This window comes from Schleiferilactobacillus shenzhenensis LY-73 (assembly GCF_000469325.1).
Taxonomy (GTDB): Bacteria; Bacillota; Bacilli; order Lactobacillales; family Lactobacillaceae; genus Schleiferilactobacillus; species Schleiferilactobacillus shenzhenensis.
In genome coordinates, this window is record NZ_KI271583.1 from 258,923 (window position 1) to 285,111 (window position 26,189).

The 26,189-nt window shown below is 57.6% G+C and carries 31 protein-coding genes and 1 other annotated feature; of the genes, 23 read left to right on the plus strand and 8 right to left on the minus strand.

The genetic code is table 11. From position 1 onward, the window contains the following. Positions 1-69: 69 nt before the first annotated feature. The gene (locus L248_RS03275; protein ID WP_022528646.1) at positions 70-348 is read right to left on the minus strand and encodes a GNAT family N-acetyltransferase; all 279 of its coding nucleotides are present in this window, start codon (positions 346-348) and stop codon (positions 70-72) included. Between the two features lie 137 nt (positions 349-485). Between L248_RS03275 and L248_RS03280 the strand changes: the two genes are divergently transcribed. The 17 genes from L248_RS03280 (at position 486) to L248_RS03355 (ending at position 13,978) form a co-directional block, all read left to right on the plus strand. Further along, a complete protein-coding gene (locus L248_RS03280) occupies positions 486-1,025 on the plus strand; it encodes a dCTP deaminase/dUTPase family protein (protein ID WP_040534577.1) in 540 nt (179 codons plus the stop codon). 116 nt (positions 1,026-1,141) lie between these two features. Next, positions 1,142-2,506 carry a DNA repair protein RadA gene (radA, locus tag L248_RS03285; RefSeq protein ID WP_425423437.1) on the plus strand — a complete coding sequence of 455 codons (1,365 nt, stop codon included), beginning with the start codon at positions 1,142-1,144 and terminating at the stop codon, positions 2,504-2,506. Continuing rightward, complete coding sequence (locus L248_RS03290; RefSeq protein ID WP_022528649.1) at positions 2,503-3,654, plus strand: PIN/TRAM domain-containing protein; 1,152 nt, start codon at positions 2,503-2,505, stop codon at positions 3,652-3,654. The genes radA and L248_RS03290 overlap by 4 nt, the downstream gene beginning before the upstream one ends. A 138-nt stretch (positions 3,655-3,792) precedes the next feature. Continuing rightward, complete coding sequence (gene gltX / locus L248_RS03295; protein ID WP_040534582.1) at positions 3,793-5,307, plus strand: glutamate--tRNA ligase; 1,515 nt, start codon at positions 3,793-3,795, stop codon at positions 5,305-5,307. A gap of 123 nt (positions 5,308-5,430) precedes the next feature. Continuing rightward, positions 5,431-6,840: a cysteine--tRNA ligase gene (gene cysS, locus L248_RS03300; protein WP_022528651.1), complete on the plus strand. Its 1,410-nt coding sequence runs from the start codon at positions 5,431-5,433 to the stop codon at positions 6,838-6,840. Further along, positions 6,837-7,238: a Mini-ribonuclease 3 gene (locus tag L248_RS03305; RefSeq protein WP_022528652.1), complete on the plus strand. Its 402-nt coding sequence runs from the start codon at positions 6,837-6,839 to the stop codon at positions 7,236-7,238. The genes cysS and L248_RS03305 overlap by 4 nt, the downstream gene beginning before the upstream one ends. After that, complete coding sequence (rlmB, locus tag L248_RS03310) at positions 7,231-8,004, plus strand: 23S rRNA (guanosine(2251)-2'-O)-methyltransferase RlmB (protein ID WP_022528653.1); 774 nt, start codon at positions 7,231-7,233, stop codon at positions 8,002-8,004. Before L248_RS03305 ends, rlmB begins: the two co-directional genes overlap by 8 nt. Further along, positions 8,004-8,552 carry a YacP-like NYN domain-containing protein gene (locus L248_RS03315; protein WP_022528654.1) on the plus strand — a complete coding sequence of 183 codons (549 nt, stop codon included), beginning with the start codon at positions 8,004-8,006 and terminating at the stop codon, positions 8,550-8,552. Before rlmB ends, L248_RS03315 begins: the two co-directional genes overlap by 1 nt. 128 nt (positions 8,553-8,680) lie before the next feature. Beyond that, positions 8,681-9,259, plus strand: coding sequence for a sigma factor (locus L248_RS15035; protein WP_022528655.1), 579 nt, complete (start codon positions 8,681-8,683; stop codon positions 9,257-9,259). Positions 9,260-9,617: 358 nt separating this feature from the next. Next, the gene (gene rpmG / locus L248_RS15540) at positions 9,618-9,767 is read left to right on the plus strand and encodes a 50S ribosomal protein L33 (RefSeq protein ID WP_081701188.1); all 150 of its coding nucleotides are present in this window, start codon (positions 9,618-9,620) and stop codon (positions 9,765-9,767) included. Positions 9,768-9,787: 20 nt separating this feature from the next. Further along, positions 9,788-9,964 carry a preprotein translocase subunit SecE gene (gene secE / locus L248_RS03325; protein ID WP_022528656.1) on the plus strand — a complete coding sequence of 59 codons (177 nt, stop codon included), beginning with the start codon at positions 9,788-9,790 and terminating at the stop codon, positions 9,962-9,964. Between the two features lie 128 nt (positions 9,965-10,092). Then, positions 10,093-10,641 carry a transcription termination/antitermination protein NusG gene (gene nusG, locus L248_RS03330; RefSeq protein WP_022528657.1) on the plus strand — a complete coding sequence of 183 codons (549 nt, stop codon included), beginning with the start codon at positions 10,093-10,095 and terminating at the stop codon, positions 10,639-10,641. Between the two features lie 2 nt (positions 10,642-10,643). After that, positions 10,644-11,498 (plus strand): alpha/beta fold hydrolase, encoded by an 855-nt coding sequence (locus tag L248_RS03335; protein ID WP_022528658.1) that lies wholly within the window; start codon positions 10,644-10,646, stop codon positions 11,496-11,498. Between the two features lie 380 nt (positions 11,499-11,878). Further along, on the plus strand, positions 11,879-12,304 hold the full coding sequence (gene rplK / locus L248_RS03340) for a 50S ribosomal protein L11 (RefSeq protein ID WP_022528659.1): 426 nt from the start codon (positions 11,879-11,881) through the stop codon (positions 12,302-12,304). An 81-nt stretch (positions 12,305-12,385) separates the two neighbouring features. Beyond that, entirely contained in the window at positions 12,386-13,075 is a 690-nt protein-coding gene (rplA, locus tag L248_RS03345; protein WP_022528660.1) for a 50S ribosomal protein L1, read from the plus strand. A 154-nt stretch (positions 13,076-13,229) separates the two neighbouring features. Then, on the plus strand, positions 13,230-13,583 hold the full coding sequence (locus tag L248_RS03350; protein ID WP_040534586.1) for a hypothetical protein: 354 nt from the start codon (positions 13,230-13,232) through the stop codon (positions 13,581-13,583). Positions 13,584-13,639: 56 nt separating this feature from the next. Beyond that, entirely contained in the window at positions 13,640-13,978 is a 339-nt protein-coding gene (locus tag L248_RS03355) for a hypothetical protein (RefSeq protein ID WP_022528662.1), read from the plus strand. Here the strand turns inward: L248_RS03355 and L248_RS03360 are convergent. The 5 genes from L248_RS03360 to L248_RS03380 form a co-directional block, all read right to left on the minus strand. After that, positions 13,975-14,289 carry a hypothetical protein gene (locus L248_RS03360; protein WP_040534588.1) on the minus strand — a complete coding sequence of 105 codons (315 nt, stop codon included), beginning with the start codon at positions 14,287-14,289 and terminating at the stop codon, positions 13,975-13,977. The genes L248_RS03355 and L248_RS03360 overlap by 4 nt on opposite strands. A gap of 133 nt (positions 14,290-14,422) precedes the next feature. Next, positions 14,423-15,343 carry a diacylglycerol/lipid kinase family protein gene (locus L248_RS03365; protein WP_040534590.1) on the minus strand — a complete coding sequence of 307 codons (921 nt, stop codon included), beginning with the start codon at positions 15,341-15,343 and terminating at the stop codon, positions 14,423-14,425. A 133-nt stretch (positions 15,344-15,476) separates the two neighbouring features. After that, positions 15,477-16,913, minus strand: coding sequence for a nicotinate phosphoribosyltransferase (locus L248_RS03370; RefSeq protein WP_081701189.1), 1,437 nt, complete (start codon positions 16,911-16,913; stop codon positions 15,477-15,479). Positions 16,914-16,943: 30 nt separating this feature from the next. Next, entirely contained in the window at positions 16,944-17,504 is a 561-nt protein-coding gene (locus L248_RS03375) for a cysteine hydrolase family protein (protein ID WP_022528666.1), read from the minus strand. A gap of 65 nt (positions 17,505-17,569) precedes the next feature. Further along, the gene (locus L248_RS03380) at positions 17,570-18,322 is read right to left on the minus strand and encodes an NUDIX hydrolase (protein ID WP_040534592.1); all 753 of its coding nucleotides are present in this window, start codon (positions 18,320-18,322) and stop codon (positions 17,570-17,572) included. Between the two features lie 116 nt (positions 18,323-18,438). Next, positions 18,439-18,552: a sequence feature (ribosomal protein L10 leader region), on the plus strand. A gap of 36 nt (positions 18,553-18,588) precedes the next feature. Between L248_RS03380 and rplJ the strand changes: the two genes are divergently transcribed. The 5 genes from rplJ (at position 18,589) to L248_RS03405 (ending at position 24,168) form a co-directional block, all read left to right on the plus strand. Then, positions 18,589-19,101, plus strand: coding sequence for a 50S ribosomal protein L10 (gene rplJ, locus L248_RS03385; protein WP_040534594.1), 513 nt, complete (start codon positions 18,589-18,591; stop codon positions 19,099-19,101). A gap of 39 nt (positions 19,102-19,140) precedes the next feature. After that, positions 19,141-19,512, plus strand: coding sequence for a 50S ribosomal protein L7/L12 (rplL, locus tag L248_RS03390; protein WP_022528669.1), 372 nt, complete (start codon positions 19,141-19,143; stop codon positions 19,510-19,512). 127 nt (positions 19,513-19,639) lie between these two features. Then, positions 19,640-20,815: a peptidoglycan recognition protein family protein gene (locus L248_RS15040; protein ID WP_022528670.1), complete on the plus strand. Its 1,176-nt coding sequence runs from the start codon at positions 19,640-19,642 to the stop codon at positions 20,813-20,815. Between the two features lie 125 nt (positions 20,816-20,940). Further along, on the plus strand, positions 20,941-23,535 hold the full coding sequence (gene mprF, locus L248_RS03400) for a bifunctional lysylphosphatidylglycerol flippase/synthetase MprF (RefSeq protein ID WP_022528671.1): 2,595 nt from the start codon (positions 20,941-20,943) through the stop codon (positions 23,533-23,535). 24 nt (positions 23,536-23,559) lie between these two features. Continuing rightward, on the plus strand, positions 23,560-24,168 hold the full coding sequence (locus L248_RS03405; RefSeq protein WP_022528672.1) for a class I SAM-dependent methyltransferase: 609 nt from the start codon (positions 23,560-23,562) through the stop codon (positions 24,166-24,168). Here the strand turns inward: L248_RS03405 and L248_RS03410 are convergent. Next, positions 24,158-25,027: a PucR family transcriptional regulator gene (locus L248_RS03410; protein WP_022528673.1), complete on the minus strand. Its 870-nt coding sequence runs from the start codon at positions 25,025-25,027 to the stop codon at positions 24,158-24,160. The two genes, L248_RS03405 and L248_RS03410, sit on opposite strands and share 11 nt — an antisense overlap. A 101-nt stretch (positions 25,028-25,128) precedes the next feature. Between L248_RS03410 and tadA the strand changes: the two genes are divergently transcribed. Next, a complete protein-coding gene (gene tadA, locus L248_RS03415; protein ID WP_040534596.1) occupies positions 25,129-25,620 on the plus strand; it encodes a tRNA adenosine(34) deaminase TadA in 492 nt (163 codons plus the stop codon). Here tadA and L248_RS03420 read toward each other — a convergent pair. Beyond that, entirely contained in the window at positions 25,617-26,021 is a 405-nt protein-coding gene (locus tag L248_RS03420; RefSeq protein ID WP_022528675.1) for a winged helix-turn-helix transcriptional regulator, read from the minus strand. The two genes, tadA and L248_RS03420, sit on opposite strands and share 4 nt — an antisense overlap. Between the last annotated feature and the right edge of the window lie 168 nt (positions 26,022-26,189).

The following is a 26,189-nucleotide window of genomic DNA, read 5'->3' on the forward strand; positions in this document are numbered from 1 at the left end:
TGGGCCAGAGCAAGACACTAATCTGCCTCCCAATCCGCAAAGCCATAGTCACCCGGACCAGAGAGAAGCTTAGGCCTTCACGTCCGCATACTCCTCCGGGTGCTTCATAAATTGCATCCGCGCATAGGTGCACAGCGGCTGAACTTTGATGTCCCGGTCCCGGGCCGCCTGCACGGCGGTGTTCAGCAGTTCTTTGGCGATGCCTTTGCCCCGCTGATCACCGCGCACGAAGGTGTGGTCGATGACCCATACTTTGCCGTCGTCACTGGGCTTGTACGTCAACTCCGCCATCAAATCGCCATCCAAGTCGTTGGTGAAAAAGCGGCCAGGTTCTTCAATAAAGTGCATGTCAGTTCCTCCTATCGTTTTTCTTAACATCAATGTACTGGACCGATTCGCAGAGTGCAAGTCTCCGGCTTACGATGGTAGAATTAAGGAGCCGCCAGGGACATTGGCGGCTTTTAATGATTGAAGGAGATTTGCATATGGAAAAGAAACGCGGTTTTGCCGTGGTCAGCCGGTTTGCCAACGCTGGGTTAAGTTTGCCCCAGCGGGCGACAAGCCACTCCGCCGGATACGATTTTACCGCCGCGGAGGATTTCTTACTGCCGACGATCTGGCGGATGAACTTCGTCCGCCTGTTCCGGCTGATTCGGAACGAACACCCGCTGACGGATGAGGATTACGAGATGGCTGAAAAGGTGCTTAAACCTTACCTTGTACCTACCGGGATCAAGGCGTACATGGGTCCGGATGAGTACCTGATGCTGGCCAATCGCTCCAGCAACCCAATCAAACGCGGGCTGGTCCTGCCTAATGGGGTCGGGATCATTGACGCCGACTACTACAATAATCCCAGCAACGAGGGTGAGATTTTTATGGCGTTGGTCAACGTCGGTGTGCGGGACGTGGTCCTGCACAAGGGCGATCACATCGGTCAGGGTATTTTCATGCCGTTTTTGACGGCTGATGGCGACCACGGCAACGACCGCACCCGAGCCGGCGGCTTTGGTTCCTCCGACTGATGCATCTCGGGGTAGAAAAAGGCATAATGTAAATGTAACCAGACACTTGTAAAGGAGAGGTGCTGTTGATCAAAGCAAAATCCCGCAGCCGGTACGTGTGCCAGAACTGCGGTTATGTGTCACCCCAATACTTCGGCCGCTGCCCGAATTGCGGTGCCTGGAATCAAATGGTGGAAGAGGTCGTCAGTGCCGCCGACAATAAGAAAGTGGGCGGCAGCCTGAACGGTATCTCCAGCCAGCCGGTGGCCTTGGACGCGGTGGATCTCAGCGATAACAAGCGTATTCCGACACGCATTTCTGAACTGGATCGAGTCTTGGGCGGCGGCGTCGTGCCCGGTTCGCTGGTGCTGATCGGCGGCGATCCTGGCATCGGCAAGTCCACGCTCTTGATGCAGGTCTCCGGCTCCCTGGCTGCTACCAGTGGTCAGCAGGTGCTCTATGTGACCGGGGAAGAAAGCGCCAGCCAGGTGCGGCTGCGGGCGGAGCGGCTGGGCGTTCACGGGAAGAACGTGATCGTCTATCCGGAGACGGACATGGACCTGATCCGCCGGGCCATCAAGGAGGTCAAGCCGGGTTTCTTAGTCATTGACTCGGTTCAGACCATGAACGAGCCGGCCCTGGCGTCGGCCAGCGGCAGCGTCAGCCAGATCCGGGAAGTCACCAACGAGCTGATGCGCATCGCCAAGAACGAGGGGGTGACCACCTTCGTCGTCGGGCACGTCACCAAGGACGGGGCCATTGCCGGGCCGAAGGTGCTGGAGCACATGGTGGATACCGTTTTGTACTTTGAAGGCGACATGCACCACACTTACCGTATCCTGCGGGCGGTGAAGAACCGGTACGGCTCCACCAATGAGATCGGCATCTTCTCGATGGAAGAGGACGGCCTGCACGTGGTGGACAATCCGTCTGAGTCCTTCCTGGAAGAAAGGTTGCCCCACGCCACCGGCTCGGCGATCGTCGTGTCGATGGAGGGGACGCGGCCAATCCTGGTGGAGATTCAAGCGCTGATGTCGCCGACCTTGTTCGGTAACGCCAAGCGGACCACCACCGGCATCGACCACAACCGGGCGGCGCTGATCATGGCCGTGCTGGAGAAGCGGGCAAACCTGCTTTTGCAGAATCAGGACGCGTATTTGAAAGCCACCGGCGGCGTCAAGCTGGACGAACCGGCCATTGATTTGGCCATGGCGGTAGCGGTCGCCTCCAGTTACCAAGACGCCGAAGTGGATCCGGGCGACTGTTTTGTGGGGGAGATTGGGCTGACTGGTGAGATTCGCCGGGTCAACCGTATCGAAAGCCGGATCGAGGAGGCGGCGAAGCTCGGTTTCAAACGCATCTTCGTCCCCAAGAACAACTTGGCCCATTACCAACCAACGGCCAAGATCGAAGTCATCGGCGTTACCACGATTACCCAGTGCCTGCAGCAGGCACTGAAAAGGAGTAAGACAGTACAAACGAAAGGAGGTCGTGAGGCATGAGAAAGAATATTATGCGGTTTGTTTTCGCCCTGGCCGGGGCCGCCGTGGGGTTCGCTATTTTTCCGTATTTCTGGCAGCTGGTCCATTTGGACGACAATCGGTTCTTGATGAACGGATTGATCAACGCCTTGTTAGGTGCAATTATTTTATTAGTAGTTGAATTGGCGGCAGAACCGGCGCTCACGGCAAGTTTAAACAAAACAGAGGCCAAGTTGGCGGCGCTATCGCCGTCCGTGCTGCTTTTCAGCACGCTCTTTGCGACCGCGGGGCTGATCATCGCCAACCTGATCTCGATCCCGCTGTATCAGACGGGCAATGTCCTGACCAACAAGATCGTGCCCATCGGCTTGATGATTCTGATTGCTTATTTGGGGGCGCGCATCGGGACGGTCCGCGTGGAGGATTGGCGGAAGGCCTTTTCTCGCCGGCGGACACCCGAAAAGACGTCGTCGGGTGAGGTCATGCAGCGCAAGGCGGACGACAACTTCCGCCGTTACAAGATCTTGGACACCAGTGTGATCATCGACGGCCGCATTCACGACATCGCCAAGACCGGCTTTATCGAGGGGACGCTGCTCGTACCAGACTTTGTGGTGCACGAGCTGCAGCTCATTTCTGACTCCGCCGATAACTTGAAGCGGGCCAAGGGCCGGCGCGGCTTGGATATCTTGAACGCCATGCGCAAGGACCCGGAAGTGCACATCGACAATTACGACGGTGACTTCGAGGACTTGACGGAAGTGGATTCGAAACTCATCAAGCTGGCGAAGCTGATCGACGGCATCGTCGTCACCAACGACTTCAACTTGAACAAAGTCAGCCAGTTCCAAAACGTCCCGGTGCTGAACATTAATGCACTGGCCAACGCCTTGAAGCCCCAAGTCCTGCCGGGCGAAACGATGACCGTCAAAGTGATCAAGCAGGGGACCGAACGGGCCCAAGGGGTCGCGTACCTGGAAGACGGGACGATGATCGTGGTGGAAGACGGTCAGTACTATATCAATAAGATGCTGGACGTCATCGTCACCAGTGCCATCCAGACCAGCGCCGGCCGGATGATCTTTGCCAAGCCGGCCCACCAGACCAAACAGCTGGATGCCCACGCCAACGAGGCGAAGAACGACACGAAAGCCAAAAAACGGGCTTGAAGTCGCTGGGCCTTCCAAGTAGACTGAAGTCTGTGGATTTATAATGCGGTCAGCGGCAGAGTGTTCTGAAACGGCCGGGGGAGACCCCGCCGTTTTTGGCCCGCGCCGCTGCCAGAAACGTGGAAAGAGGTTATTTCTTTGACTGACGGAAAGATTCGTGTCCGGTATGCCCCGTCACCGACGGGCCATTTGCATATCGGGAATGCCCGCACGGCCCTGTTTAACTATTTGTTTGCCCGCCACAACGGCGGCACCATGGTGTTACGGATTGAAGACACCGATACTAAGCGGAACATCGAAGGCGGTACCCAAAGCCAGATCGACATGCTGCACTGGCTGGGAATCGACTGGGATGAAGGCCCCGATGTCGGCGGCGACTATGGTCCTTATCGCCAGAGTGAACGGCGCGATATTTATGACCGCTACATCAAGCAGTTGCTGGACGAAGGCAAGGCATACGAGTCTTACATGACCGAAGATGAGCTGGCGGCTCAGCGGGAAGCCCAAAAAGCAGCGGGGCAAACGCCGCGCTACGAGTATGAGTATGCTGGCATGAGCGCAGACGAAAAAGCCCAAGCGATTGCCGCCGCCAAGGCCAAGGGCTTGCAGCCGGTCATCCGCTTCCGGGTGCCGAAGGATCACACCTATGCCTGGGACGATATCGTCAAGGGTAAGATCAGCTTCGATTCCGATGATGTCGGCGGCGATTGGGTCATTCAGAAGCGTGACGGGATGCCCACGTACAACTTTGCCGTGGTCATCGATGATCATCTGATGGCGATCACCCACGTGTTGCGGGGTGACGATCACATCGCCAATACCCCCAAGCAGCTGATGATTTACGAGGCTTTCGGCTGGACACCGCCGGCTTTTGGCCACATGACCTTGATTATCAACACAGAGACCGGTAAGAAACTGTCCAAGCGGGACGAGAGTGTCCTCCAGTTCATCGAGCAGTACCGGGAACTGGGCTATCTGCCCGACGCCATGTTCAACTTCATTACTTTGCTGGGCTGGTCACCGGTGGGCACCAACGAGATCTTCACCCGCAAGCAGTTCATCAAGCAATTCGACCCCGAGCGCTTGTCCCGCTCTCCGGCGAAGTTTGATGCCAAGAAGCTGGAATGGGTCAACAACCAATACGTGAAGAAAGCCAACCCCAGTACTTTGCTGGGGATGAGCCTGCGTAACTGGCAGGACGCCGGCCGTTTGCCGAAGGACGAGCAGCTGGATGCGAAGACGCTGGAATGGCTGCGGGCCATCGTTGGTTTGTTCCAAGACCAAATGAGCTTCACCCAGCAAATCGTCAAGCTGTCCGAGATTTTCTTCATTGAACCGCCGGCACTGACCGACCAAGCCAAGGAAGAATTGAGTGATCCGTTGGCCCTGCCTGTCCTGCAAGCCTTCCAGAAGGCCATCCAGGGGCTGCCGCAGTTCACGGCTTACGCGATTCAGAATGCCATCTATGATATTTCCCACGAGACCGGGGCCAAGGGGCGCAAGCTCTACATGCCGATTCGAATCGCTACCACCCGGGAAACGCATGGCCCGCAATTGGCCGAGTCCATCGAGATCCTGGGATTGGAGAAGGTCAATAAGCACCTTGAGCTGACGTTGAAAGAAATGGCTTCTATCCCCACGAAGCAAGCGTAATTGATTTAACGGCGCACCGGCCTCGGCTGGTGCGCTTTTTTGCCCTCAAGCACCGCCGCCGGCAACGATTGGCGGGTAGGGTATAATGAGAAGCAAACACCAATTTGAAGAAAGGTGGAGCTTATGCTGAAAGTACTGAATACGCTCACCAACCAGAAAGAAGAGTTCAAGCCGCTGACGCCGGGCATCGTCAACATGTATGTCTGCGGACCGACCGTGTACAACTACATCCATATTGGCAACGCCCGCTCGGCCATCGCTTTCGACACCATCCGCCGCTACCTGGAACTGCGCGGGTACACGGTGAATTACATTTCTAACTTCACTGATGTCGACGATAAGCTGATCAACGAAGCGAAGGAAGAAAACAGTACCGTACCGGCCATCGCCGACAAGTACATCGCCGCCTTCTACGAGGATACCGATGCCTTGAACATCGAACGCGCCACGGTCAACCCCCGGGCGTCCCACAATATCCCCGAGATCATCGACTTCATCCAGATCTTGGAGAAGAAAGGCTATGCCTATGCCGTTGACGGCGACGTCTATTATCGCACCCGCAAGTTCAAACATTATGGCGAACTATCCGGCCAAAACATTAATGAACTGGAGCAAGGTGCTTCCCAGCATGTGACCGCCGAGGAGACGGCGCGCAAGGAAGACCCCCTGGACTTCGCCTTGTGGAAAGCCGCTAAGCCTGGCGAAATCTCCTGGGATTCTCCCTGGGGTCAAGGGCGGCCCGGCTGGCACATTGAGTGCAGCGTGATGTCCATCAAGTATCTGGGCGCCACCTTCGACATTCACGGCGGCGGTCAGGACCTGGAATTTCCCCACCACGAGAACGAGATCGCCCAGAGCGAAGCGGCCACTGGTCACACCTTCGCCCGCTACTGGCTGCACAACGGGTTTGTGACCATCGGCGATGACGACGAGAAAATGAGCAAGTCCCTGGGCAACTTCGTGCTGGCCCGGGACCTGATCAAGGAGACCGATCCCCAAGCCGTCCGCTTCCTGATGGCCACCACTCAGTATCGCCGGCCGATTCGTTACAGCCAAGCCAGTCTGCAGGACGCCAAAAACAACTTGGAACGTTTGCGGACGGCCTGGACCAACCTGAACTATCGCTTCCAGAGCGCTGAAGCCGGTAACAGTGCCGCCGTGGATAAACAAGCCGATACGATTCAGACGGCTTTCTTTACGGCCATGGATGATGATTTCAACGCCCAGAACGGGATGACCCACGTCTACGAATTGGCGAAGCTGATCAATACGTATGTGGAAAACGACGTCGTCCGGATGGGCACCTTGGAGCACCTGCGCGGCCTGCTGCGGGACTTGGCCGGAGTGTTCGGGATTGCCTTCGCTAAGACCGGCGAATTGCTGGACGCCGATGTGGAGAAACTGCTGGACGAGCGCATCGCTGCCCGGAAAGCAAAGGACTTTGCCCGCTCCGACGCCATTCGCGACCAGCTGGCCGGAGAAGGCATCATCTTGGAAGATACGCCCCAGGGAACGCGGTGGCACCGCAAATGATCGATGATAAGAGCATGAACGGGATCGACCTGGCGTATTTGGGCGACGCGGTCTATGAAGTCTACATTCGCGAATACCTGCTGGGGCAGGGGATTCGCCAGCCGGCGGCGTTGCAGCGGCGGGCGACGCAGTTTGTTTCCGCCAAAGCGCAGGCCAAGCTGACCGCGCTCATGGAAGAGGGCGCCGTGTTGGATACCGAGGAGCAAGATGCCTTTCGCCGCGGCCGGAATGCCAAGAGTTACACTCACGCCAAGAATACGTCGGTGCTGACCTACCGCATTTCGACCGGCTTCGAGGCCATCTTCGGCTTTCTTCAAGCGAACGAACGCACTGAGCGGATCAAGGAATTGGCCCACTGGTGCATTGACCAAGTAGAAAAGGGGAATACGCATGACTGAACGGGAATCACACCAAGCCGTGGACGAAAATCTGGTCTTCGGACGGCACCCGGCCATTGCTGCTCTCCAGCAGGCCGATGCCCAAACCGTGAATAAGGTGTTCTTACAGGACACGGTGCAAAAAGAATTCGCTGGGGATGTCTTAGCCCTGGCCAGCAAGCATAAGATCATTGTCTCCCGGGTACCCAAGGCCAAGCTGGACACGCTGGTCGCCGGGGCGAACCACCAGGGGGTCGTCGTCGCACTAGCGGCGTTCCCTTATGCCAGTCTAGACGACATCTTTGCCAAGGCTGAAGCCGCGGGGGAAGCGCCCTTCATCGTGGTCCTGGATAACGTGGAGGACCCCCATAACCTCGGCTCCATCATCCGGACTGCCGATGCGGTCGGCGTCCACGGCGTCGTCATCGGCAAGCACCGGGCGGCCACACTCACCGGTACCGTCGCTAAGGCCTCGGCCGGGGCACTGAGCCGGGTACCGGTCGCCCGCGTGACCAATCTGGCCCGCACGATTGAACAAATCAAGAAGCGCGGGGTATGGGTCTTTGGCACCGCCATGGACGGCGAAGACTTCACGCAGTGGAACAGCAAGGGTCCGGTGGCCATCGTCATCGGTAACGAGGGCAAGGGTATCTCGCCCGGCATCGCCAAGCTGCTGGACGGCACCGTCACGATCCCCATGGCTGGGCAGATTCAAAGTCTGAACGCCTCGGTGGCGGCGGCCATCGTCATGTATAAGGTCTTCCTCGGCCGGCGGGGGGAGCACTGATGCGGCACCAGATATTGATCGTCGACGGCTATAACGTCATTGGCGCCTGGCCCGACCTGACGGCGCTGAAGGAGTCAGGGCACTTCGACCAGGCCCGGGACAAGCTGCTGGACACGCTTTCCGAGTACCGCAAGTTCACCGGCATCCGCATTCTGGTCATCTTCGACGCGATGTATGTGCCGGGGGTGAAGGAGAGCTATAAGAAATGGGACCTGGAAGTGACCTTCACGCCGGAGGACGAGACCGCCGACAGTTATATTGAACACCTCACGCAAGAGCTGAATACGCCGCTGAACCAGGTGACCGTGGTCACGTCGGACCAAGCCGAACAGTGGACGGTGTTCTCTCGCGGTGCTCTGCGTATCTCCTCGCCGGAATTCGGCCGGGAGATTCGGCGCATGCGCGATCAGCTGCACGCCGATTCCAAACGGTTTGCCGACATGACACCGCGTAATGTACCCTGGCGGCCGGACCAAATGCTCAGCCTGGGGTCTTTCTTGAAGAAACTTATCGACAAGCATGACCAGGATAATAATGACGGCCATTAATGACTGGTTTGGCTGGTCATGATATTTCATTAAACTAAGAATAGTTTGTTGCCGTCAGTTCCCTTGGCGGCGCTTTTTGCGCCTCCGTATACTGAATCCAGACGTTCAGTAGAGGAGGCTTTTATGCCATGATGTCCGATGAAGAATTGATCGTGCGGGTGCGCGCGGGCGACTCCGCCGCTTTGGAGACACTGGTTCAACGCTACCAGCCCATGGTCAATGGTGTGCGCCAATGCTTTTTCATTCGTTTGTTCGACCGTGATGACTGGTACCAGGAAGCACGGATATGCTGCTACAACGTGTGCTGCCATTTTGACAGCGGCCACGGCTCAAGCTTCGGCGCCTATTTCAAGCTCTGTTTCCGGCACCATATGCTGCGGTTCGTCCGCCGAGATCTGGCGGCGAAGCGCAGCGGAGATTTAGATACCATTTCTTTGGAAGATGTCGCTCTGGCCGGGGAACCGTCGGCCACCAGCCAGTACACGGAGACCATCGCCCTCCGGACGTACCTGCAGCATCTCCGTGCCTTGCATGACCAGCTCACCGGCCCCGAACGACGTGTTTGGGCGGCCATGGTGGGCGACGATCCCACCGTTGCCGAAGAGATGACCGCCTACATGTTCCGTACGACTAAGGCCAGCTGCCGGCAGAAGCTGGCCGATATGATGGCTAACGACTGCGCGATGCCGGAGATTCGGAGGGGGTGAGGGCCGTTCGGAGAGGCCGCTCTTAAACACCGGCCACCACGGTCTGAGGACCTTAAGCAAGGGATTGCACCATATAGCCTAAACGGGCTCCGCCGAGCAGGCCACCATGGTCTAGGGACCCTAAGCTAAAAAGCCCAAGTGCGGGGCTTTCTCCATGCTTCGTAAACGGGCTCCGCCGAGCAGGCCACCACAGTCTAAGGGCCCTAACACCAAAAGCCCAAACCCGGGGCTTTCGGCGTTAGGGCCACTTAGCCTGGGTGGCCTAACCGCTCGGCTCCGCCCTCTGAGTTTGACCCTCCCCCCGCCCATATGCTAAAGTAGTCCAGTACAGAATTCGAGATCATAGGGGGACAAGCCCATGGCAGGAAGAAAAGTCGCCCTGGCCTGCAGCGTGTGCGGTTCGCGGAACTATATGGTAGCCGAGAAGAAGGACCGGACGGAGCGCTTAACGCTGCGGAAGTTCTGCAAACACTGCGGTAAATATACGATCCATCGTGAAACACGATAAGTCAGGGGTAAATAGTCGTTATGAAATTTTTGAAGAGCGTCGTTCAAGAAATGAAGCTGGTTACTTGGCCAACCTTTAAAGAAAACCGCCATGATACAGGCACGGTCGTGATTACCTCCGTCCTTTTCGGGCTGTTCTTCGCTGCCGTGGACTGGGTCCTCGGTGCCGGCATGAATTGGTTCGTTAAGCTTAAGTAATCAGCAGGAGCAGCGGCCGCGGGAACGCGTGTCGCTTTTTTTGGGCGCATTTGCTATACTATGGGTGTCGAAAACTTCGCAAGCGGAGTTTTTTTATTTTGCCCAAAAAGAAAAGGAGTTCAATTCAAATGGTCGAAACAGCAGAAAAGCATTGGTATGTCCTGCACACGTATTCTGGTTACGAGAATCGAGTTAAAGCCAACCTGGAGTCCCGGACCCAAACAATGAACATGGAAGACTTCATCTTCCGTGTCGTCGTGCCCGAAGACGAAGAGATGGAAAAGAAAAACGGCAAAGAGGTCATGGAGAAGAAGAAGACTTTCCCCGGCTACGTCTTGGTCGAGATGGTCATGACCGATGAATCGTGGTTCGTCGTGCGGAATACCCCGGGTGTCACCGGCTTCGTGGGGTCCCACGGGGCCGGCAGCAAGCCTGCGCCATTGCTGGACAGCGAAGTCGCCCAGGTGCTCCACTCCATGGGTATGAGTACGCGCCACGAAGGCAACGTGGACTTCACCCCGGGCGAGAGTGTCACCATCATCGATGGCGCCTTCACCGGCCTGGTCGGCAAGGTGACCGAAGTGAATAAGGAGAAGCTGACGCTCAAGGTCAACATCACCATGTTCGAGCGCGAGACCAGTGCCGAATTGAACTTCGACCAGGTCGATAAGATCTGACCATGTCCTGGCTTCTGTGGGGGCTGGTCCTGGCGGTCAGCGCGGCCGTCATTGGCGGCGTCTGGGACTGGTGGCGGATTGGCCGCATTCCCAAGCATTTCCACCCGATCCAGTCCCATCTGGGAGAAACGCCCACCGTCTTTATTCATGGGTACGGCGGGAATCGGTATTCCTTCGGTCACTTGCTGGGCCGCCTGCACCGGGCCGGGGTGGCGCAGAAAGCTCTGGTCATTCGGGTGAAGAAAAATGGGCAGCTGCAGGTCCGGGGGCACTTACTGGGGGCAAAAAATCCCACGATTCAAGTGATTTTCTGCCAATCCCGGGCCGCTCTCGCCACGGAACTGCACTGGCTGCACCAGATCCTGGTGCTGCTCAAGCACAATGGTGTCCAGCGGGTCAACTTGGTGGGCCATTCCATGGGTGCGATCGTCGTCATTCTGGCGGCGATGCAGCTGCCCACTCGGGATACGCCGAGGATCAACAAGATCGTCACCTTGGCCGGGCCGTTCAACGATATTGAACTGGGCAAGGATACGGACGAGATCCTCGTCTACGAGTGGGGTCCCCGCGGGCCGTTCCGCCAGGCACCGATCTACCATTACATTGCGGAGAAAGTGCACGAGCTGCCCCACGATGTCCACATTCTGAACATTGCTGGGGACATCTTCACCGTGCCGACGCGGCATGACGACGGGGTCATTTCCGTCGAATCCGCCTTTGCGCTGCGCTGGCTGCTGCCTAAAGCCGGAATCGACTACCAGGAACTGCTCATGCGCGGCGTTCGGGGGGCGCATTCGCTGCTGCATGAGAATAAGCTGGTGGACGATAATATCGTACGGTTCTTGTATGCTAAGTGAGCTTTATCCAGCACATGGTGGCGAGTAGCCGGTACCTGGGACTTATCAACGGGCTCTGCCGAGCAGGGCGCCGCAGTCTGAGGACTCGAAGTCATCAATGTTCTCAAGTGTGGGGTGATTCCCAAACGAGTGGTGGGCAGCACCACACGGCCTGAGGTCCCAAACGTCAAGAGCCCAGCCTGGGGTTTTCTCCACGCCCCATAACTGGGCTCCGCGGCCAAGAAGCTCGGCCTCACGCCTACGCTTCTAACCGGGCCGTTCCGCCCTCTCTTGTGGTTTACCCCCCGCCATGCTATAGTATTCAGGTAGTTTTTTCTACACGTGGGAGGAGAAATCAACATCTCCATGAACCACGGCACGAACGCTAGGAGGTATGTTTCGTGGCAAAGAAAGTAGCAAACGTTGTAAAGTTGCAGATCCCTGCTGGTCAGGCGACTCCTGCACCTCCTGTTGGTCCTGCTCTGGGGCAAGCCGGCATTAACATTGTCGCCTTCACCAAGGACTTCAATGCCCGTACTGCAGACCAAAAGGGGACTATCATCCCTGTTGTGATCACCGTCTATGAGGATCGCTCATTTGATTTCGTAACGAAGACTCCTCCGGCTGCCGTTCTTTTGAAGCAAGCAGCTGGCGTAGACAAAGGTTCTGGCGAGCCCAACTCCAAGAAGGTGGCTAAGGTCACTAAGAATCAGGTCAAGGAAATCGCCGAGACTAAGATGCAAGACCTAAACGCGGCCGACGTTGATGCCGCCATGCGCATGGTTGAAGGTACGGCTCGTTCGATGGGCATTACCGTCGAAGGCTAAGTACGGATAGTTAGTGAAAACTGATCGATCAAGTGGGAGGACTGCGGTCCGTTAACCACATTTTGCAAGGAGGAAAACAGAGTGGCAAAACGAAGCAAGAAGTATCAAGACGCCGCCAAATTGGTGGACAAGAGCAAGACTTATTCTGCTGACGAAGCAATTCCGTTGGTAAAGCAAACCAGCTTTGCCAAATTCGATGAAACAGTTGAGGTTTCTTACAACTTAGCCGTTGACCCGAAGAAGGCTGACCAACAGATCCGGGGCGCCGTCGTGCTGCCCAACGGGACTGGTAAAAAGGTCACCGTCATCGTCTTCGCCCAAGGTGATCAAGCGAAGCAGGCCCAAGAAGCCGGTGCTGACGAAGTCGGTGCCGAAGACTTGGTCCAAAAGATTCAAGACGGCTGGCTGGACTTTGACGTTGCCGTTGCGACCCCGCAAATGATGGCCCAAGTTGGTCGTCTGGGCCGGGTCTTGGGGCCGAAAGGCTTAATGCCTAACCCGAAGACCGGCACCGTGACCATGGACGTGGCCAAGGCTGTTCATGACGTGAAGTCTGGGCAAGTTGCTTACCGGGTCGACAAGGCCGGTATCGTTCACGCCCCCATTGGCAAGGTATCCTTTGACAATGAGAAGCTGGAACAAAACTTCAAGACCTTCAACGACACCATTTTGAAGGCTCGTCCCGCCAGTGCAAAGGGGAACTATATCAAGAACCTGTCGATTTCTTCCACCTTCGGCCCTGGCATCAAGGTCGATCCCCTGTCATTCTAATTTTGCTTAGGTGACAGTGACGCTCCAGAGAGTAATCTCTGGGGCGTTTTTTGGTACCCGAATTGTTCGGCAAGTCATGGGAAGAACGGTATAATGAAGTCATAAGAAAGGCGCCTAGCCGAGCGGCCGGCGCCTGTAGAAAGCAGAGATGCCTGTGGAGACATTCAAGTCGATCGTGTTTATCGTGTGGCTGCTCGCCGCCGTGGTGATTATTTTGGTGGCGTTTCGTTACAAGCATTTCCAAGGATTGCGCCGTTTCGTGGATTACCGGTCGTTAGCCATTACGCTGGGGTATACGGTCATCGTGGCGGTGCTGCTGACTAAGAACCCCTTTTGGAAGGTCGGCACACTGATCTGGCTCACGCTGGTCACAGCCGGCGGCAGCCAGGTCTTGGCCAGCATGCTGCTGGGGAAGTGGCGGCCGGACGACCGCTGGCTGCGGCTCATCGGCGCGTTGGTGTTGAGTACGGCGGTATTGCTGCTGTTCAGTACCGGGAGCGGAATATGACCGCTTCTTGATCGGCAGCTTTACCGGTCAGGCGCTAGGCCAGAAAGGAAAAATCGATGCTGGACATTATTGCCAGTCTGGTATTGCTGCTTTTAGTGGGCGTATGGGCAGTCGTTGGGATCGCCGATAAACGATTTGAACGGCTGACAGGGCATTTCGACAGTAACATGATGGTCCTTACGTTTCTGTTCAATCTTGTTTTAGTGCTGCTTCTCATGCACCATTTTGATTTGGATGGGGCTTTCCTGGCCCTCGTGACAGCGAACGGTGTGCCGATCATTGCCAGTCTGCTGATGACGAAAGTGCGCCCAACAAACCGGGGGCTGCGCTGGGGTGCGGATTTGGTCCTGAGCACTTTGATCATGGTGTTCTTTTATTTTGGCAACAAACTCTAACGCTGGCGGAACAACAATGCCTGCCCCGTTGCCAGCGCCCGTAGATTGACCAAGTCCCGCAGGGTGTTGATTTCCACCTCATCCGGCCGCGTCCGCCAGATGATTACCGTTATTGGAAACGGCTGGCGGCGGTCGAACCAGCGGGCAAGCCGGTCAGCCGGGAAGTGGGGGCGGAGGACGGCCAGTAATTCCTCCTGAGACCAAACCATTTGTACGAGGATAAAGTACTTGGCGTAGTCGGGCAGGGCATGGATTTGGTCCACCGCCGCACCCATTTGGCGTTCGGTTTGTTTTCGGTTCGATTGCGTCATTGCGTTCACCTCTTATTCACTAGATAAAAGCCGCCGGTCGGGTGCCGACGGCTTTTGCGGTGCGTTCATACGCGCGTCTCTGCCCACATCATTCTCTGCTCCGGCCGGACTGTCAACGACTCTGCTTTCTGCCTCACGCTTGCACGGGCAGTAAAAATCGTTGAGGGACCTGAGTCAGTGTGACGTGCACCGGAGTGCTGAATTCTTCCCCGTCGATCTGAATGTGTTCATTGGCGGCAGTGGCAAAACGGAAGTGGTGACGCTGACGAATGTGGAGGCGAGGATGATCGGCGCGGCCTTGGAGAATATTCACGAGAATCGGCAGCAGCTTGCGGATAGGGGCAGCGTTGACCGCCACCAGGCTGAGTCGGTGCGGGTCCCGGCGGGCATCGGGCAGCAGGCGGATCCCGCCGCCCAGGAAGGGATGATTCGTGAAGACGAAGAGATAGCTGTGAGGGTTCACGTGGGTCTGCTCGCCTTGCCAAGTGGCTGAAAAACTGCGCTGCTCACTGACGGCCTTGAGAATGTTCATGAGGTAGGCAAACTGGCCAAGATGGAGTCGGTTGAGGCCGGTCTTGGCTTCAGAATGGTTGGTGTCGTAAACGATACGGGCGTCCATGCCGATGCCGAAGTTATTGACGAAATACTGGGTGCCCAGTTCCGGGGACACCGCCTTACCCACGTTGATTTGCTGGGTGCGCGCGTGGCGCAGCGCTGTCACGGCTTGGGCGGGCTGCAGCGGGATGGCATGGGCGCGGGCGAAGTCGTTGCCGGTGCCGATGGGAATGTAGCCCACACTAACCGCCTGGTTGCCGCTTTCCTGCAAGCCGTTGACGGCATCGTGAAGCGTCCCGTCGCCGCCGATGACGACAAGGACCGTACCAGCCAGAGCAGGGAGGCCCCGGCTGATGCGCCGGGCATCACCGGGTTGGGCGGTGGTATACAGCTGGTCAATGGTGCAGAACCCAGCTAACTGCTGAAGCAGCGCAGGAATTCGCTTGCGGTGGCGGGCTTTGCCGGCCAGCGGGTTGACGATGACGGTCACAGGAGTCATAAGCGGTGCCTCATTTCTTAGATTACTTGGTGCCTTCTATGATACCGTGTTCACCGGCTGCCGGGGGCAGGAATGCTCAATTCGGCAGAAAAAAATCCCCGGTGCAAGGGGCACCGAGGAAACGTGTGGCTCGTCACGCCTCGTGGTGGGCGTCGATCAGCTGCTGCTGCAGTTCCGCCAGCTGCGGCGTCAAGTACACGGGATACAGGTCCGGATTGACCAGCCGCTGGGTCGCGGCGGGCAGTTCGGCGAGCGCTGCGCGCAGGTGTTTCTGAATGGCAAAAACATCAGTGGGGACAGCGGTCGTCTCCGTGGGCGTCAGCACCGGACTGAGCAGCGGTACCGCGGTGAAATCGTGCAAGGTGACCCGGCTGCGGGTCGCCTGAGGATCCGCGTTGTAAGCCGTGATCGTGGCGGTCAAGGACTCGTCAGCCAGGGCAATGATGTCGGCGAAAGCGTGCCGGCTGCCGCTGCGGTACAGGCGATAAACCTGTTTGCGGCCGGGGAGCGTGGTTTTCTCCCGAGTGGCACTGACCTTGATCTTCGGCTGCCATTGGCCGTTACTCTTCAGCGCGGCCAGCTTGTAGACGCCGCTGAGAACTGGGGAAGAAGCGCTAGTGATCAATTTCTCCCCGATGCCGAAATTGTCCAGCGGAGCACCTTCCTTAAGCAGGGATTGAATGATACTCTCGTCTAAGGCGTTAGAAGCTGTGATCTTCGCCTCGGGGAAGCCGGCGTCATCCAGGAGTCGGCGCGATTGCTTAGCCAGCTCCGCGATGTCGCCGGAGTCAATGCGGATACCCACCGGCTGGTGGCCGGCGGCCCGTAATTCCTTGAAGACGGTGATGGCGTTGGGCACGCCGGAGGCAAGCACGTCATAAGTGTCGACCAGCAAGGCGCTGTTGTCGGGATAGATTTTGGCCCAGGCCCGGAAGGCCGTCAGCTCATCGGGGAAGGATTCGATCCAGCTGTGGGCCATCGTGCCGGCGGCGGGAATATGGAACTGCTGGGCCGCCAGGACGTTGGAGGTACTGGCGCAGCCACCGATGACGGCGGCCCGGGCACCATATGTGGCCGCATCCGGCCCCTGGGCGCGGCGGGCGCCGAATTCCATTACCGGCCGGCCTTCTGCCGCAGCCGTGATGCGCCGAGCCTTCGTGGCAATCAAGGATTGGTGGTTGACGATGTTCAAGAGGAGCGTTTCTAACAACTGGACTTGGATCAGCGGGCCTTGGACAGTGAGCAGCGGTTCCCGGGGGAAGACCGGCGTGCCCTCCGGCAGCGCTGTGACGGTCACGGCCAGATGCAGCGTGGCCAGATAGTGCAGAAAGTCCTCCGAATACAGTTTCAGCGAGCGCAGGTAGTCGATGTCGGCTGGCGCAAAATGAAAGCTGCGCAGCGCTTCGACCACCTGCTGCAGGCCGGCGGCGACCACGAAGCTGCCGTGGTCCGGAACGGTCCGGTAGAAGACGTCAAAGACCGCTTCATCTTCGTGGGGCAAAGCGGCATAGTAGCCGTTGGCCATGGAGAACTCGTACAGGTCAGTCAATAATGCTTGGTTCATATTCAAATTTCTCAAATCCTTCTTCTTGTTGTGAATTCAATCCACGACGGCGGCGCCGAGGACGTGGGCAAAGTGGTCCAGGGCCCAGTCTTGACCGGCCGGAGTGAGCGCGGCCACGGCGTTCTTGTGGATGATCATCTGGTAGTTCAGGTTGTAAGCATCGACGGCCGTGTGCAGCACGCAGATGTCGGTGCAGACGCCGACCAAGTGCAGGGTATCGATCTTGCGCTCGCGCAGGCGGAGATCCAGGGCTGTGCCGGCGAAGGCCGAATAACGGGTCTTGTCGTACATGGTCACCCGCTCCTCGTCTTGGTGGGCTTCATACCAGGGCTTCAGCGGACCGTAGAATTCCCGGCCCCACGTACCGCGCACGTTGTGGGGCGGGAACAGCTTGGTTTCCGGGTGATAGGGGTCGTTAGGGGTGTGCACATCAGTGGGCAAATAGACCCAGCCCGCGCTGGTCCGGAATTCTTCGGCGAGGGCGACAATGTTGTCGGCCAGCGCCTGACCCGGACCGCCGCAGCTGAGGGCCCCTTTATCGGCCACGAAATCATTGGTGTAATCGATGATCAGCAGTGCTTCATTTTGATTGGCCATGGGCTGATACTCCTTTTAGGTAAATTCTACTTAAATTAGCGGAAAAATAAAAGTCCAACCGACTTTTAATTGGTATCAACGATACGCTCTTGTTCGCTGTTTTTCAAATCGGTCAACCGATAAAGTTTCGGCGGCCGCCCGCTGCGGGTCTGGTCGTGGGCCGTGCCGACCTCGGTGAATAGTTTGGTGTGGGTTTTCTTGAAGTTGGAGTTGTCGATGGCGCTCACGGCTACTTGGAGAAAAGGGGCGTATACCTCCCTCGCTTCCCGCAGCGTGAACGTCGCCCCCAGGACCTGCAGCACGGTGGGCTGGTAGTCGAGCCGGTTGCGGATTCGGCGAATGGCCACCGCCAAGATATGGGCGTGGTCAAAGGCTAGGCCGGCGGCGCCCGGTGCGATGGGAAAGACCAGCGGGCCGTTGCTCAGCTGATAACCGGCCGCGGCCGCGGTGAAGGCAAACCAGCGGGCATCAGTGGCACCATACCCGGGCCGCAGCGCAGGCATGGTGGGCAGATAGGTCATGTAGGCCAAAGATAGGGCCCGTTCACCGGGCGCCCGCTGGGGGTCGGTGAAGGTGGCCAGCTGCTCCGTGGCGCCCCGGGAGACGTGGACACCGATTTTGTCCTGAATCAAGCGGAGCGCCGCCGCGTCGGCACTTTCGGTGCTCCGCAGGGTGGTTTCAGGAAGGGCCCAGGCGTGCTGGTAGGGGGCGTGAGCGCGGTTGATGAGTAGAACCTGGAGCGTGTGCCGGGTCCGGTCAAAACTCCAAATGATATTCGTGATGGTGATCAGCGGATGGGCAACAAATTGATCGGCCACGGTGCTGCCTCCTTTCTTTCGCAATGGGCAGAGACTTCACCGCCGATTATAGCAGATGGCCGGACGGCTTTTCTGCAACTTACAGTTGACGAGGGCAAACCATTCATGCTATGCTTTTCTTTGGTTATTTTCTGCCTAAGACTCGGGTGGCTGATGAGGCCTCAATATCCCGCCGAGGAGTAAATTCGGTTCTCTATGTCTAGGCAGGCATAGAGTTTTTTTATGGCAAAAAGTTTCTCAACAATCCACTATCGGAGGTGAATCACATGCCAAAAGAAGCAACGATCGCAAAGAAGGCTGCCGTTGTTGATGATGTCTATCAAAAGTTCAACAAAGCCCAGTCTGCCGTTGTTGTCGACTACTTGGGTCTGACCGTTGACGAGGACACGAAGCTGCGTAAGCAATTGCGTGACGAAGGCGTTGAGCTGGAAGTCATCAAGAACACTTACCTGCGTCGGGCCGCCGACAAGGCCGGCTACGAGGGTTTGGACAAAACGTTCACCGGTCCTACCGCTGTCGCTTTCTCTTATGAGGACGTGGCTGCCCCTGCTCGGGTACTGTTCAAGTTTGCCAAGACGGCCAAGAATTTGGAAGTCAAAGGCGGCATGATCGAGGGCAAGGTCGCATCCATGGATCAACTCACTGAGCTGTCCACATTACCGGATCGCGATGGTCTGTTGTCAATGCTGTTGTCTGTGCTGCAAGCACCGATCCGCAACGTGGCTTATGCCTTAAACGCGGTGGCCGACAGCAAGAAAGACGACGAACCTGCTGCATAGTTCTGAAAATCGTATACACACATTCGGAGGTAAATAGATATGGCTTTAGACACACAAAGCATTATCGAGCAATTGAAGGGTGCTTCCATCCTTGAATTGAACGACTTAGTAAAAGCAATCGAAGACGAATTCAACGTTTCCGCTGCTGCACCCGTTGCTGCAGCTGGTGCTGCTGGCGGTGCTGACGCTGGTGCCGAACAAACTGAGTTCGACGTTGAGCTGACCGAATCCGGCCAAGAAAAAGTTAAGGTCATCAAGGCTGTTCGTGAGATCACTGGCCAAGGCCTGAAGGACGCTAAGGGCATGGTTGATAGTGCTCCGACCGTCATCAAGGAGAAGGTTTCCAAGGACGAGGCTGACAAGCTGAAGGCCCAATTGGAAGAAGTCGGCGCGACTGTTACGATCAAGTAACCGAGGCCACCTTTCAGAGAAAAACCGTACCGTTACGACCATCCCGGCCGCCGCGGTGCGGTTTTTTTCTGCCTCATTTCTCCCCGTGTTAGAATAGAAAGGAAACCACCGGAGGAGGAAAATCATCGTGAAGAAACGTTACTTGATCGCCAGTCTGGTCTGCGCGGGGATGCTCGCCACTGCCGCTTTGCCTAGTTTGGCGCGGCAATACAGTTATACCAGCAGCGCCATTATTCAGGACGTGGCCGTGGATAATAATTACATCAATGCCCAGCATTTCGCTAACCCGCCCATTATTACGAAAGCAACCACGTTCACCCATATGAACGGCTACCGCAATGGGGTCGGCAAGCCCGAGGGCGTCGTTATCCATGAGACGTCCGACCCGGACATGACCTTGGACGAAGAAGTGACCCGGATGCAAACGCAGTGGCAGAAGCGGCAGGCCTATGTGCATGCCTTCGTCAACCATGAAGAAGTCGTCAATATTCACCCCACGGATTACGCCGTCTGGGGCGCCGGCTACTATGCCAATCAGCGCTTTATTCAGATTGAGCTGGTGGAAGAGCACACCGCCGTGGACTTCGCCCACTCTGTGAACAACGACGCCTATTATGTGGCGACGCTGCTGAAGCACTACAATCTGCCGGCGGACTTGGCCGACAACGACGGTCAGGGGACGATTTGGTCGCACAACGCCGTGTCGCAGTACCTCGGCGACACGAACCACACCGATCCCGAAGCCTACTTTGCGTCTTGGCATTACAGCATGGATCAGTTTGCGGCGCTCGTGCAGCAGAAGCTGGCCGCGATGAATGGCACCAGCAACGACCAGGTAGCCGAGAAGACCGCGATGAACGACAACGGCACGATCACCGGCAGCGCGACGAAGTATTACTTGACCGACAGCGGCTTCACGGCGGCTGGCAGCACCAGTGCGCTGGCGGGTCAGCGCTACCGCATCACCAGCAAGGCGACGACCACCAGCGGCAACACCATGTACCTGGCGGCCAACGCTGCCGGTGCCGGCCTGTTCTGGATTCCGGCCAACGGCGTTACGCTGGGCGGCAGCACCCCGGACAACAATGGCGGCCCGACCGCTTTCCGCGGCGTCGGCCGTATCAACTACGTGCCCCACTACGGTATCGCGGTCTGGCGCAATGAAGGCAGCCGCATCGCCGGCAAGTACCTGCCCCACGGCTCCAGCTGGCAATTATTCGGGAAGAAAACCGTCAATGGTGTCACCTGGTACAACGTGGGCGGCGACCAGTGGATCAGCGGCCAGTATGTCGTTTTACAGTAGCACCTTACAAAAATGTTAGCTGCATCGTCCCCGGGAAGCCGCATTCCTGCGGGCGGTGCTTTTTGTTCACGTTGTGAAGTACGTTATAATAAGCGGCGATAGAAAAAAAGGGAGGACACCTCACCGTGCGTAATATTTGGCTCAAGATTACCGGCTTCGCCAAGCTGCACAAGAGATTGCTGAAGGCGATGTTCGTCATGTCGGTGATTATCTTCGTCATCATCGAGATCGGCCGCATCGGGCAGGACATTGATCCAGTTCAGCTGCAAACGTATCTGACGAACCAAAGTGTCGGCAGTATCTTGAGCATGCTGGTCCTGGGCCTGATTGCGGTCACCCCCATGCTGAACTACGACTTCGTGATTCAGGAGTTCTTGCCGGAACGGGCAGAAACCAAGTATATCTTGAAATCGGGCTGGGTCGTCAATACCTTCAATAACCTGATTGGCTTTGGCGGGGTGCTGGGCGCGACGATGCGCGCCAGCTATTACGGGAAGCACGCCAGCCGCCGGCAGGTGATTTTCGCCGTCTCGAAGATTGCCTTGTTCCTGCTGTCCGGATTGTCCGTTTGGTCGCTGCTGGCACTGGTCGAAATGTATGTTTTCGGCATCGGCCGGGAGTTTAGCCAATACACGATTTGGCTCCTTGGCGGCGGTTTGTACTTCCCGCTATTGCTGGGGTTCACCCACTTGCGGGAATCTGAATTCTTTTCTGACCTGCCCCTATCGCGAGAGCTGCGCCTGACCGCGGGTTCCATGGTGGAGTGGGGCTTCGCGGGGGCGTTCTTCCTGTTTATTGGGTACCAGCTGGGGCTGACCCACCTGGCGGCTGTTTTCCCTCTGTTTATGATTGCCAACGTCGTCGGGATCGCCTCCATGGTGCCTGGCGCCATCGGCAGTTTTGATGTGTTCATGATCATGGGCCTGTCGGCCGTGGGCGTGGACCCCAGTATCGCCGTCGTCTGGCTGCTCTTTTACCGGGTCTTCTATTACCTGGTGCCCTTTGCCATCGCCATCGTCATCTTCGTGCAGGACATGGGCAAGCGGATCAACGATTTTCTCCAAGGCCTGCCCCTATCTGTCCTGTCCCGGGCGGCGCACCTGATCTTCACGATTCTCCTGTACTTCACCGCCATCATGCTGCTGATCCTGGCGACGATGCCGAACTTTGCCCTGCAGAACCGGGTGCTGCACTCTTTCCGGCCCTATACACTGGTCTTCTTAGGGCGGGCGGCCAACATCGTCATCGCCTTCATGCTCATGGGCTTGGCGCGGGGGGTGGCGAACAAGTCGCGCAAGGCGTATTGGCCGACCATCATCATATTGATCCTAGGCATGATTACCACATTGCTGAAGGATACGTCGCTGAAGACAATCATTTTCTTGGGCATCATGATCATTGTCACGCTGTTATCGCGGCGGGAACTGTACCGCGAGCGGATCCAATTTGCTTGGGGTGACCGGCTCTTTGACGGGGCCATTTATATTGCCGCCTTCGTCGCCTATGCGGTCGCCGGGTTTTATAACGCCCCGAATATTCATCACCGGCGGCCGGTCCCCACGGCTTGGATCTTCCCTAGCTGGCGGCTGTACCTGTCCGGCTTGATTGCCATGGGCATTGCCATTGTCACCGTCTACCTGGTGCTCAAGTACCTGTCAGTGGGCGGGGACAAGCTGGACGCCGGGTTCGATGCCGACCGGGTCAAGGCTGTGATCGACCAGTACGGCGGCAATCTCGTTTCTCACCTGGCCTTCCTCCGGGACAAGTCCATCCATTATTACCAAGTCGACGGGCGCGATCAATTATTCTTCATGTACCGGAAGAAAGCCGACAAGATCATCATCATGGGCGAACCGGTGGGAAATCAGGACTACGTGGTGCCGGCCGTGCAAGAATTCATGGAGGAGGCCGATAAGCTGGACTTGTCGCTGGTGTTCTACGAGGTCTCCGAGGGCTTCACCATGCAGATGCACGACCTGGGCTTCGACTTTATGAAGTTCGGCGAAGAGGGCTTGGTCAAGCTGCCCGGCTTCAAGATTTCCGGCAACCACTTCAAGGGCGAGCGCTCCCTAATGAACCGCTTCAAGCGGGAAGGGTACGTGTTCGATATCATTAAGCCGCCCTACGATGACGCCACGATGGCCCGGCTGCAGACGATTTCTGACAGCTGGTTAGCCGGCCGAGAAGAAAAAGGGTTCTCCCTAGGCTTCATGGACCGCTACTACCTGGAGCGGACGCCCATTGCCGTGATTCGGGACAAGGACGGCCAGATCATCGCCTTCGCTAACCTGATGCCCACCGGCAGCAAGGAAATCACCAGCATCGACTTGATGCGCCACCTGGCCGATGCCCCCTCGGGTATCATGGATGAGGTCTTCATTAACCTCTTCTACTGGTCCCGGGATGAGGGCTACGAGTACTTCAACATGGGCATGGCGCCGCTATCCGGTGTCGGCACGAACAGCTACGGCTTTCTGGAAGAACGGGCAGCCCACCTGATCTATCAATACGGCTACCGCTTCTACGACTTCGGCGGGCTGCGCAGCTACAAGAACAAGTACGTCACCAAGTGGGTGCCGCGCTACGTGGTTTACTGGCGGCGCAGCTCTGTCCTGTTCACCATGCTCCAGATCCTGCTCATCGTGAACAAGAAGATCGACCCCCAGCTGTATCAAGCCGGCATGTACCAGCCTCAGCTGTTTGGGCCTCATAACGTGTAAGGCAAGGGAAGAAAGGAACCCAAAATGACTGAAGAGCATTACTATACCGCTGATCCGACCAGTGCCCACGGCCGCCACAGCTTTGACGCCACCCTGCGGGGGATTCCGTTCCGCTTCGTGACGGATGCCAGCGTGTTTTCTAAAGAACGGGTGGACTTCGGCAGTCAGACGCTGATCGATACCGTCAGCCCAGCGGACTGGCCGGACGGCGCGGTGCTGGACGTCGGCTGCGGCTACGGGCCGATCGGCTTAACGATTGCGGCCTTGGCCCCCCGGCGCCAGGTGGACATGGTGGACGTGAACGAACGGGCCCTGGGCCTGGCGGTGGAGAACGCCGCCGCCAACCGCATTCGCAACGTCCATGTCTTTTCTTCCAACGTTTACGCCGCCACGCCGGGCCGATACGCGGCGATCGTGACCAACCCGCCGATCCGGGCCGGCAAGGATGTCGTGAACGCGATTCTGGATGGGGCCCGCGAACACTTGGTGGAAGGCGGCCATATCCTGGTCGTCATTCAAAAGAAACAGGGCGCACCGTCGGCGAAGAAACGCCTGACGGCCGCCCTGGGGAACTGCACGGTCTTGAAGCATAATAAAGGCTACCAGGTGCTGGATAGCGTGCTCATTCGATGAGCAGCAGATAGCACAGGGTCAAGTGGTCCATGTCCCGTAACGACCAGCCGGTCAGTTCCTGGAACTTGTCGATGCGGTACTGGAGGGTGTTACGGTGCAGGAACAGGGCCTTGGCCGCGCTGGTCATGTTGCCTTGGTGTTGGTAAAGGGCCACGATGACTTCAGCGTATTCCGGCATGTCTGCCAGGCGGTCCCGCAACGTCTCATAGACGGCGGACTGGGCCCGCATCGGGGCAGTGAAGTAGGCCAGTGACTGGGTGGCCAGGTCGCTTTGCGGCTTGGTCGCCTTGACCCCCGCAAAGATGCGCTGCTCCTCGGCAAACAAGCGGGGAATGGGGTCGGCCGCCTGCCAAAAATTGCCCACATAGATCTGGATGTTGGCGTAGAAGTCGGTTTCCATGGCGGCCAGGACTTGGGCAAAGTCCTTCAGCGATTGGTGGTCCGGCGCCGTGGTGCTGGCTGGTTCAATCAAGAGGGCGTAATGTTCATCCACCCAGAAGTGGGCCAGCAGGCTGGGGAACATGCCGATGGCGGCATCCATGAAGTCGTCTTGGCTGACACTGGCGTCCTTCAGCGTCACGCGCAACTGGACCACCCGCAATCCGCTGAAGGTCGCAGGGGCTTGGGTGGCCTGGCCGGTCAAGAAGGCGTACCACGGATTCCGCACCGGCACCGCGTCGGCCTGGGCCAGCGTTTCCAGCAAGGCCGCTTCACTGCGGCTCAGCGCATGGCGGTCGATGGCGATGTAGCCCTGCTTCTCAGGCAGCGCCAATGAGATGTAACGGGGATCAGATAACGGTTCAGCGACCTTCAAGGCCGTCGGGTAGATACGCTGCCAAGCAGCGGCATCAAGAGGCATGCACGGTTCTCCTTCCGAGGATCAATTACAGTCGAGTATAGCATGGCAGAAAGGCAAAGGTGAGCAGCATCGGATTTTCAGCAGACGCAGTTCAGTACTATATGGGAGAGGCCCTCAAAGAAGCTGACGCTGCCGGGGCCTTGGGTGAAGTGCCGATTGGCGCCGTCATCGTCGATGATGGCGGCGAGATCATCGGGCGCGGCCACAACTTGCGCGAGATCGACCACGACCCCACCGCCCACGCGGAAATGATTGCCATTCGCCAAGCGTGCGCCCAGCGCAGCAGCTGGCGCCTGACCCATGCCAGCCTGTTCGTCACGCTGGAGCCCTGCCCAATGTGTGCAGGGGCCATTATTAATGCCCGCCTGGACGCGGTTTATTACGGTGCGCCGAATCCTAAGGCAGGCAGTGCCGGCACTTTGATCAACCTGCTGGATTTTCCCGGTTACAACCATCGGGTGCCGACCTATCCCGGCGTCCGCGGGGACGAAGCCGCCCAGCGGATGAAGGCGTTCTTCAAGCGCATTCGCAATGAGTTGAAAGCCGCCAAGAAAGCGGCCCGTCTAGCAGGCACGGACGACCGTCAGCCTTAGCGGTGATTCTCGGCGGCCTGGTTGATATTGAACTGCGGCTGGACCCGCAACGCCCGCAGCCGCTGGTCGCCCCACTCGTGCATGGCGTCGATCACCGGCATCAAAGAGCGGCCGACAGGGCTGATGGCGTAATACACTTCAGGTTGCGCTCCAGGCACCGTGGTTCGGTCGATCAGCTGATCTTCCTGTAATTCCCGCAGCTGGCTGGCCAGCACCTTATGCGATACCCGGGGCAGGAGACGCATGAGTTCATTAAAGCGGAACGGTCCGTGGTAATACAGGTTGCACAAAATCACGATCTTCCACTTCCCGCTGAACATGGCCAAGGTGAATTCCTTGGTACAACTAAAATCCCCCTGGGCCAACTTCTCCTGCACACTCTTCCGCACCGCATCCGTCACAACGACCCCTCGCTTTCATGTATTTTCCATTATACCGCATGACGAAAGTGGGGATTGGCGAAGCCCGGCGATTTGGGCCCTCCGGCTGGCTGGGCGTGGAACTGGTTCGCAAAACCCGGCGATTTGGGCCCTCCGCCAGGGGGCCGGCGACGCGAAGCTAGTGCGGAG

What these genes read in the sequence shown, in the direction of transcription:
- L248_RS03275 (WP_022528646.1), bottom strand. Translation starts at nt 348, where the DNA reads ATGCACTTTATTGAAGAACCTGGCCGCTTTTTCACCAACGACTTGGAT.
- L248_RS03280 (WP_040534577.1), top strand. Translation starts at nt 486, where the DNA reads ATGGAAAAGAAACGCGGTTTTGCCGTGGTCAGCCGGTTTGCCAACGCT.
- L248_RS03290 (WP_022528649.1), top strand. Translation starts at nt 2,503, where the DNA reads ATGAGAAAGAATATTATGCGGTTTGTTTTCGCCCTGGCCGGGGCCGCC.
- cysS (WP_022528651.1), top strand. Translation starts at nt 5,431, where the DNA reads ATGCTGAAAGTACTGAATACGCTCACCAACCAGAAAGAAGAGTTCAAG.
- L248_RS03305 (WP_022528652.1), top strand. Translation starts at nt 6,837, where the DNA reads ATGATCGATGATAAGAGCATGAACGGGATCGACCTGGCGTATTTGGGC.
- rlmB (WP_022528653.1), top strand. Translation starts at nt 7,231, where the DNA reads ATGACTGAACGGGAATCACACCAAGCCGTGGACGAAAATCTGGTCTTC.
- L248_RS03315 (WP_022528654.1), top strand. Translation starts at nt 8,004, where the DNA reads ATGCGGCACCAGATATTGATCGTCGACGGCTATAACGTCATTGGCGCC.
- L248_RS15035 (WP_022528655.1), top strand. Translation starts at nt 8,681, where the DNA reads ATGATGTCCGATGAAGAATTGATCGTGCGGGTGCGCGCGGGCGACTCC.
- rpmG (WP_081701188.1), top strand. Translation starts at nt 9,618, where the DNA reads ATGGCAGGAAGAAAAGTCGCCCTGGCCTGCAGCGTGTGCGGTTCGCGG.
- secE (WP_022528656.1), top strand. Translation starts at nt 9,788, where the DNA reads ATGAAATTTTTGAAGAGCGTCGTTCAAGAAATGAAGCTGGTTACTTGG.
- nusG (WP_022528657.1), top strand. Translation starts at nt 10,093, where the DNA reads ATGGTCGAAACAGCAGAAAAGCATTGGTATGTCCTGCACACGTATTCT.
- L248_RS03335 (WP_022528658.1), top strand. Translation starts at nt 10,644, where the DNA reads ATGTCCTGGCTTCTGTGGGGGCTGGTCCTGGCGGTCAGCGCGGCCGTC.
- L248_RS03355 (WP_022528662.1), top strand. Translation starts at nt 13,640, where the DNA reads ATGCTGGACATTATTGCCAGTCTGGTATTGCTGCTTTTAGTGGGCGTA.
- L248_RS03360 (WP_040534588.1), bottom strand. Translation starts at nt 14,289, where the DNA reads ATGACGCAATCGAACCGAAAACAAACCGAACGCCAAATGGGTGCGGCG.
- L248_RS03365 (WP_040534590.1), bottom strand. Translation starts at nt 15,343, where the DNA reads ATGACTCCTGTGACCGTCATCGTCAACCCGCTGGCCGGCAAAGCCCGC.
- L248_RS03375 (WP_022528666.1), bottom strand. Translation starts at nt 17,504, where the DNA reads ATGGCCAATCAAAATGAAGCACTGCTGATCATCGATTACACCAATGAT.
- rplJ (WP_040534594.1), top strand. Translation starts at nt 18,589, where the DNA reads ATGCCAAAAGAAGCAACGATCGCAAAGAAGGCTGCCGTTGTTGATGAT.
- rplL (WP_022528669.1), top strand. Translation starts at nt 19,141, where the DNA reads ATGGCTTTAGACACACAAAGCATTATCGAGCAATTGAAGGGTGCTTCC.
- L248_RS03405 (WP_022528672.1), top strand. Translation starts at nt 23,560, where the DNA reads ATGACTGAAGAGCATTACTATACCGCTGATCCGACCAGTGCCCACGGC.
- L248_RS03410 (WP_022528673.1), bottom strand. Translation starts at nt 25,027, where the DNA reads ATGCCTCTTGATGCCGCTGCTTGGCAGCGTATCTACCCGACGGCCTTG.
- tadA (WP_040534596.1), top strand. Translation starts at nt 25,129, where the DNA reads ATGGGAGAGGCCCTCAAAGAAGCTGACGCTGCCGGGGCCTTGGGTGAA.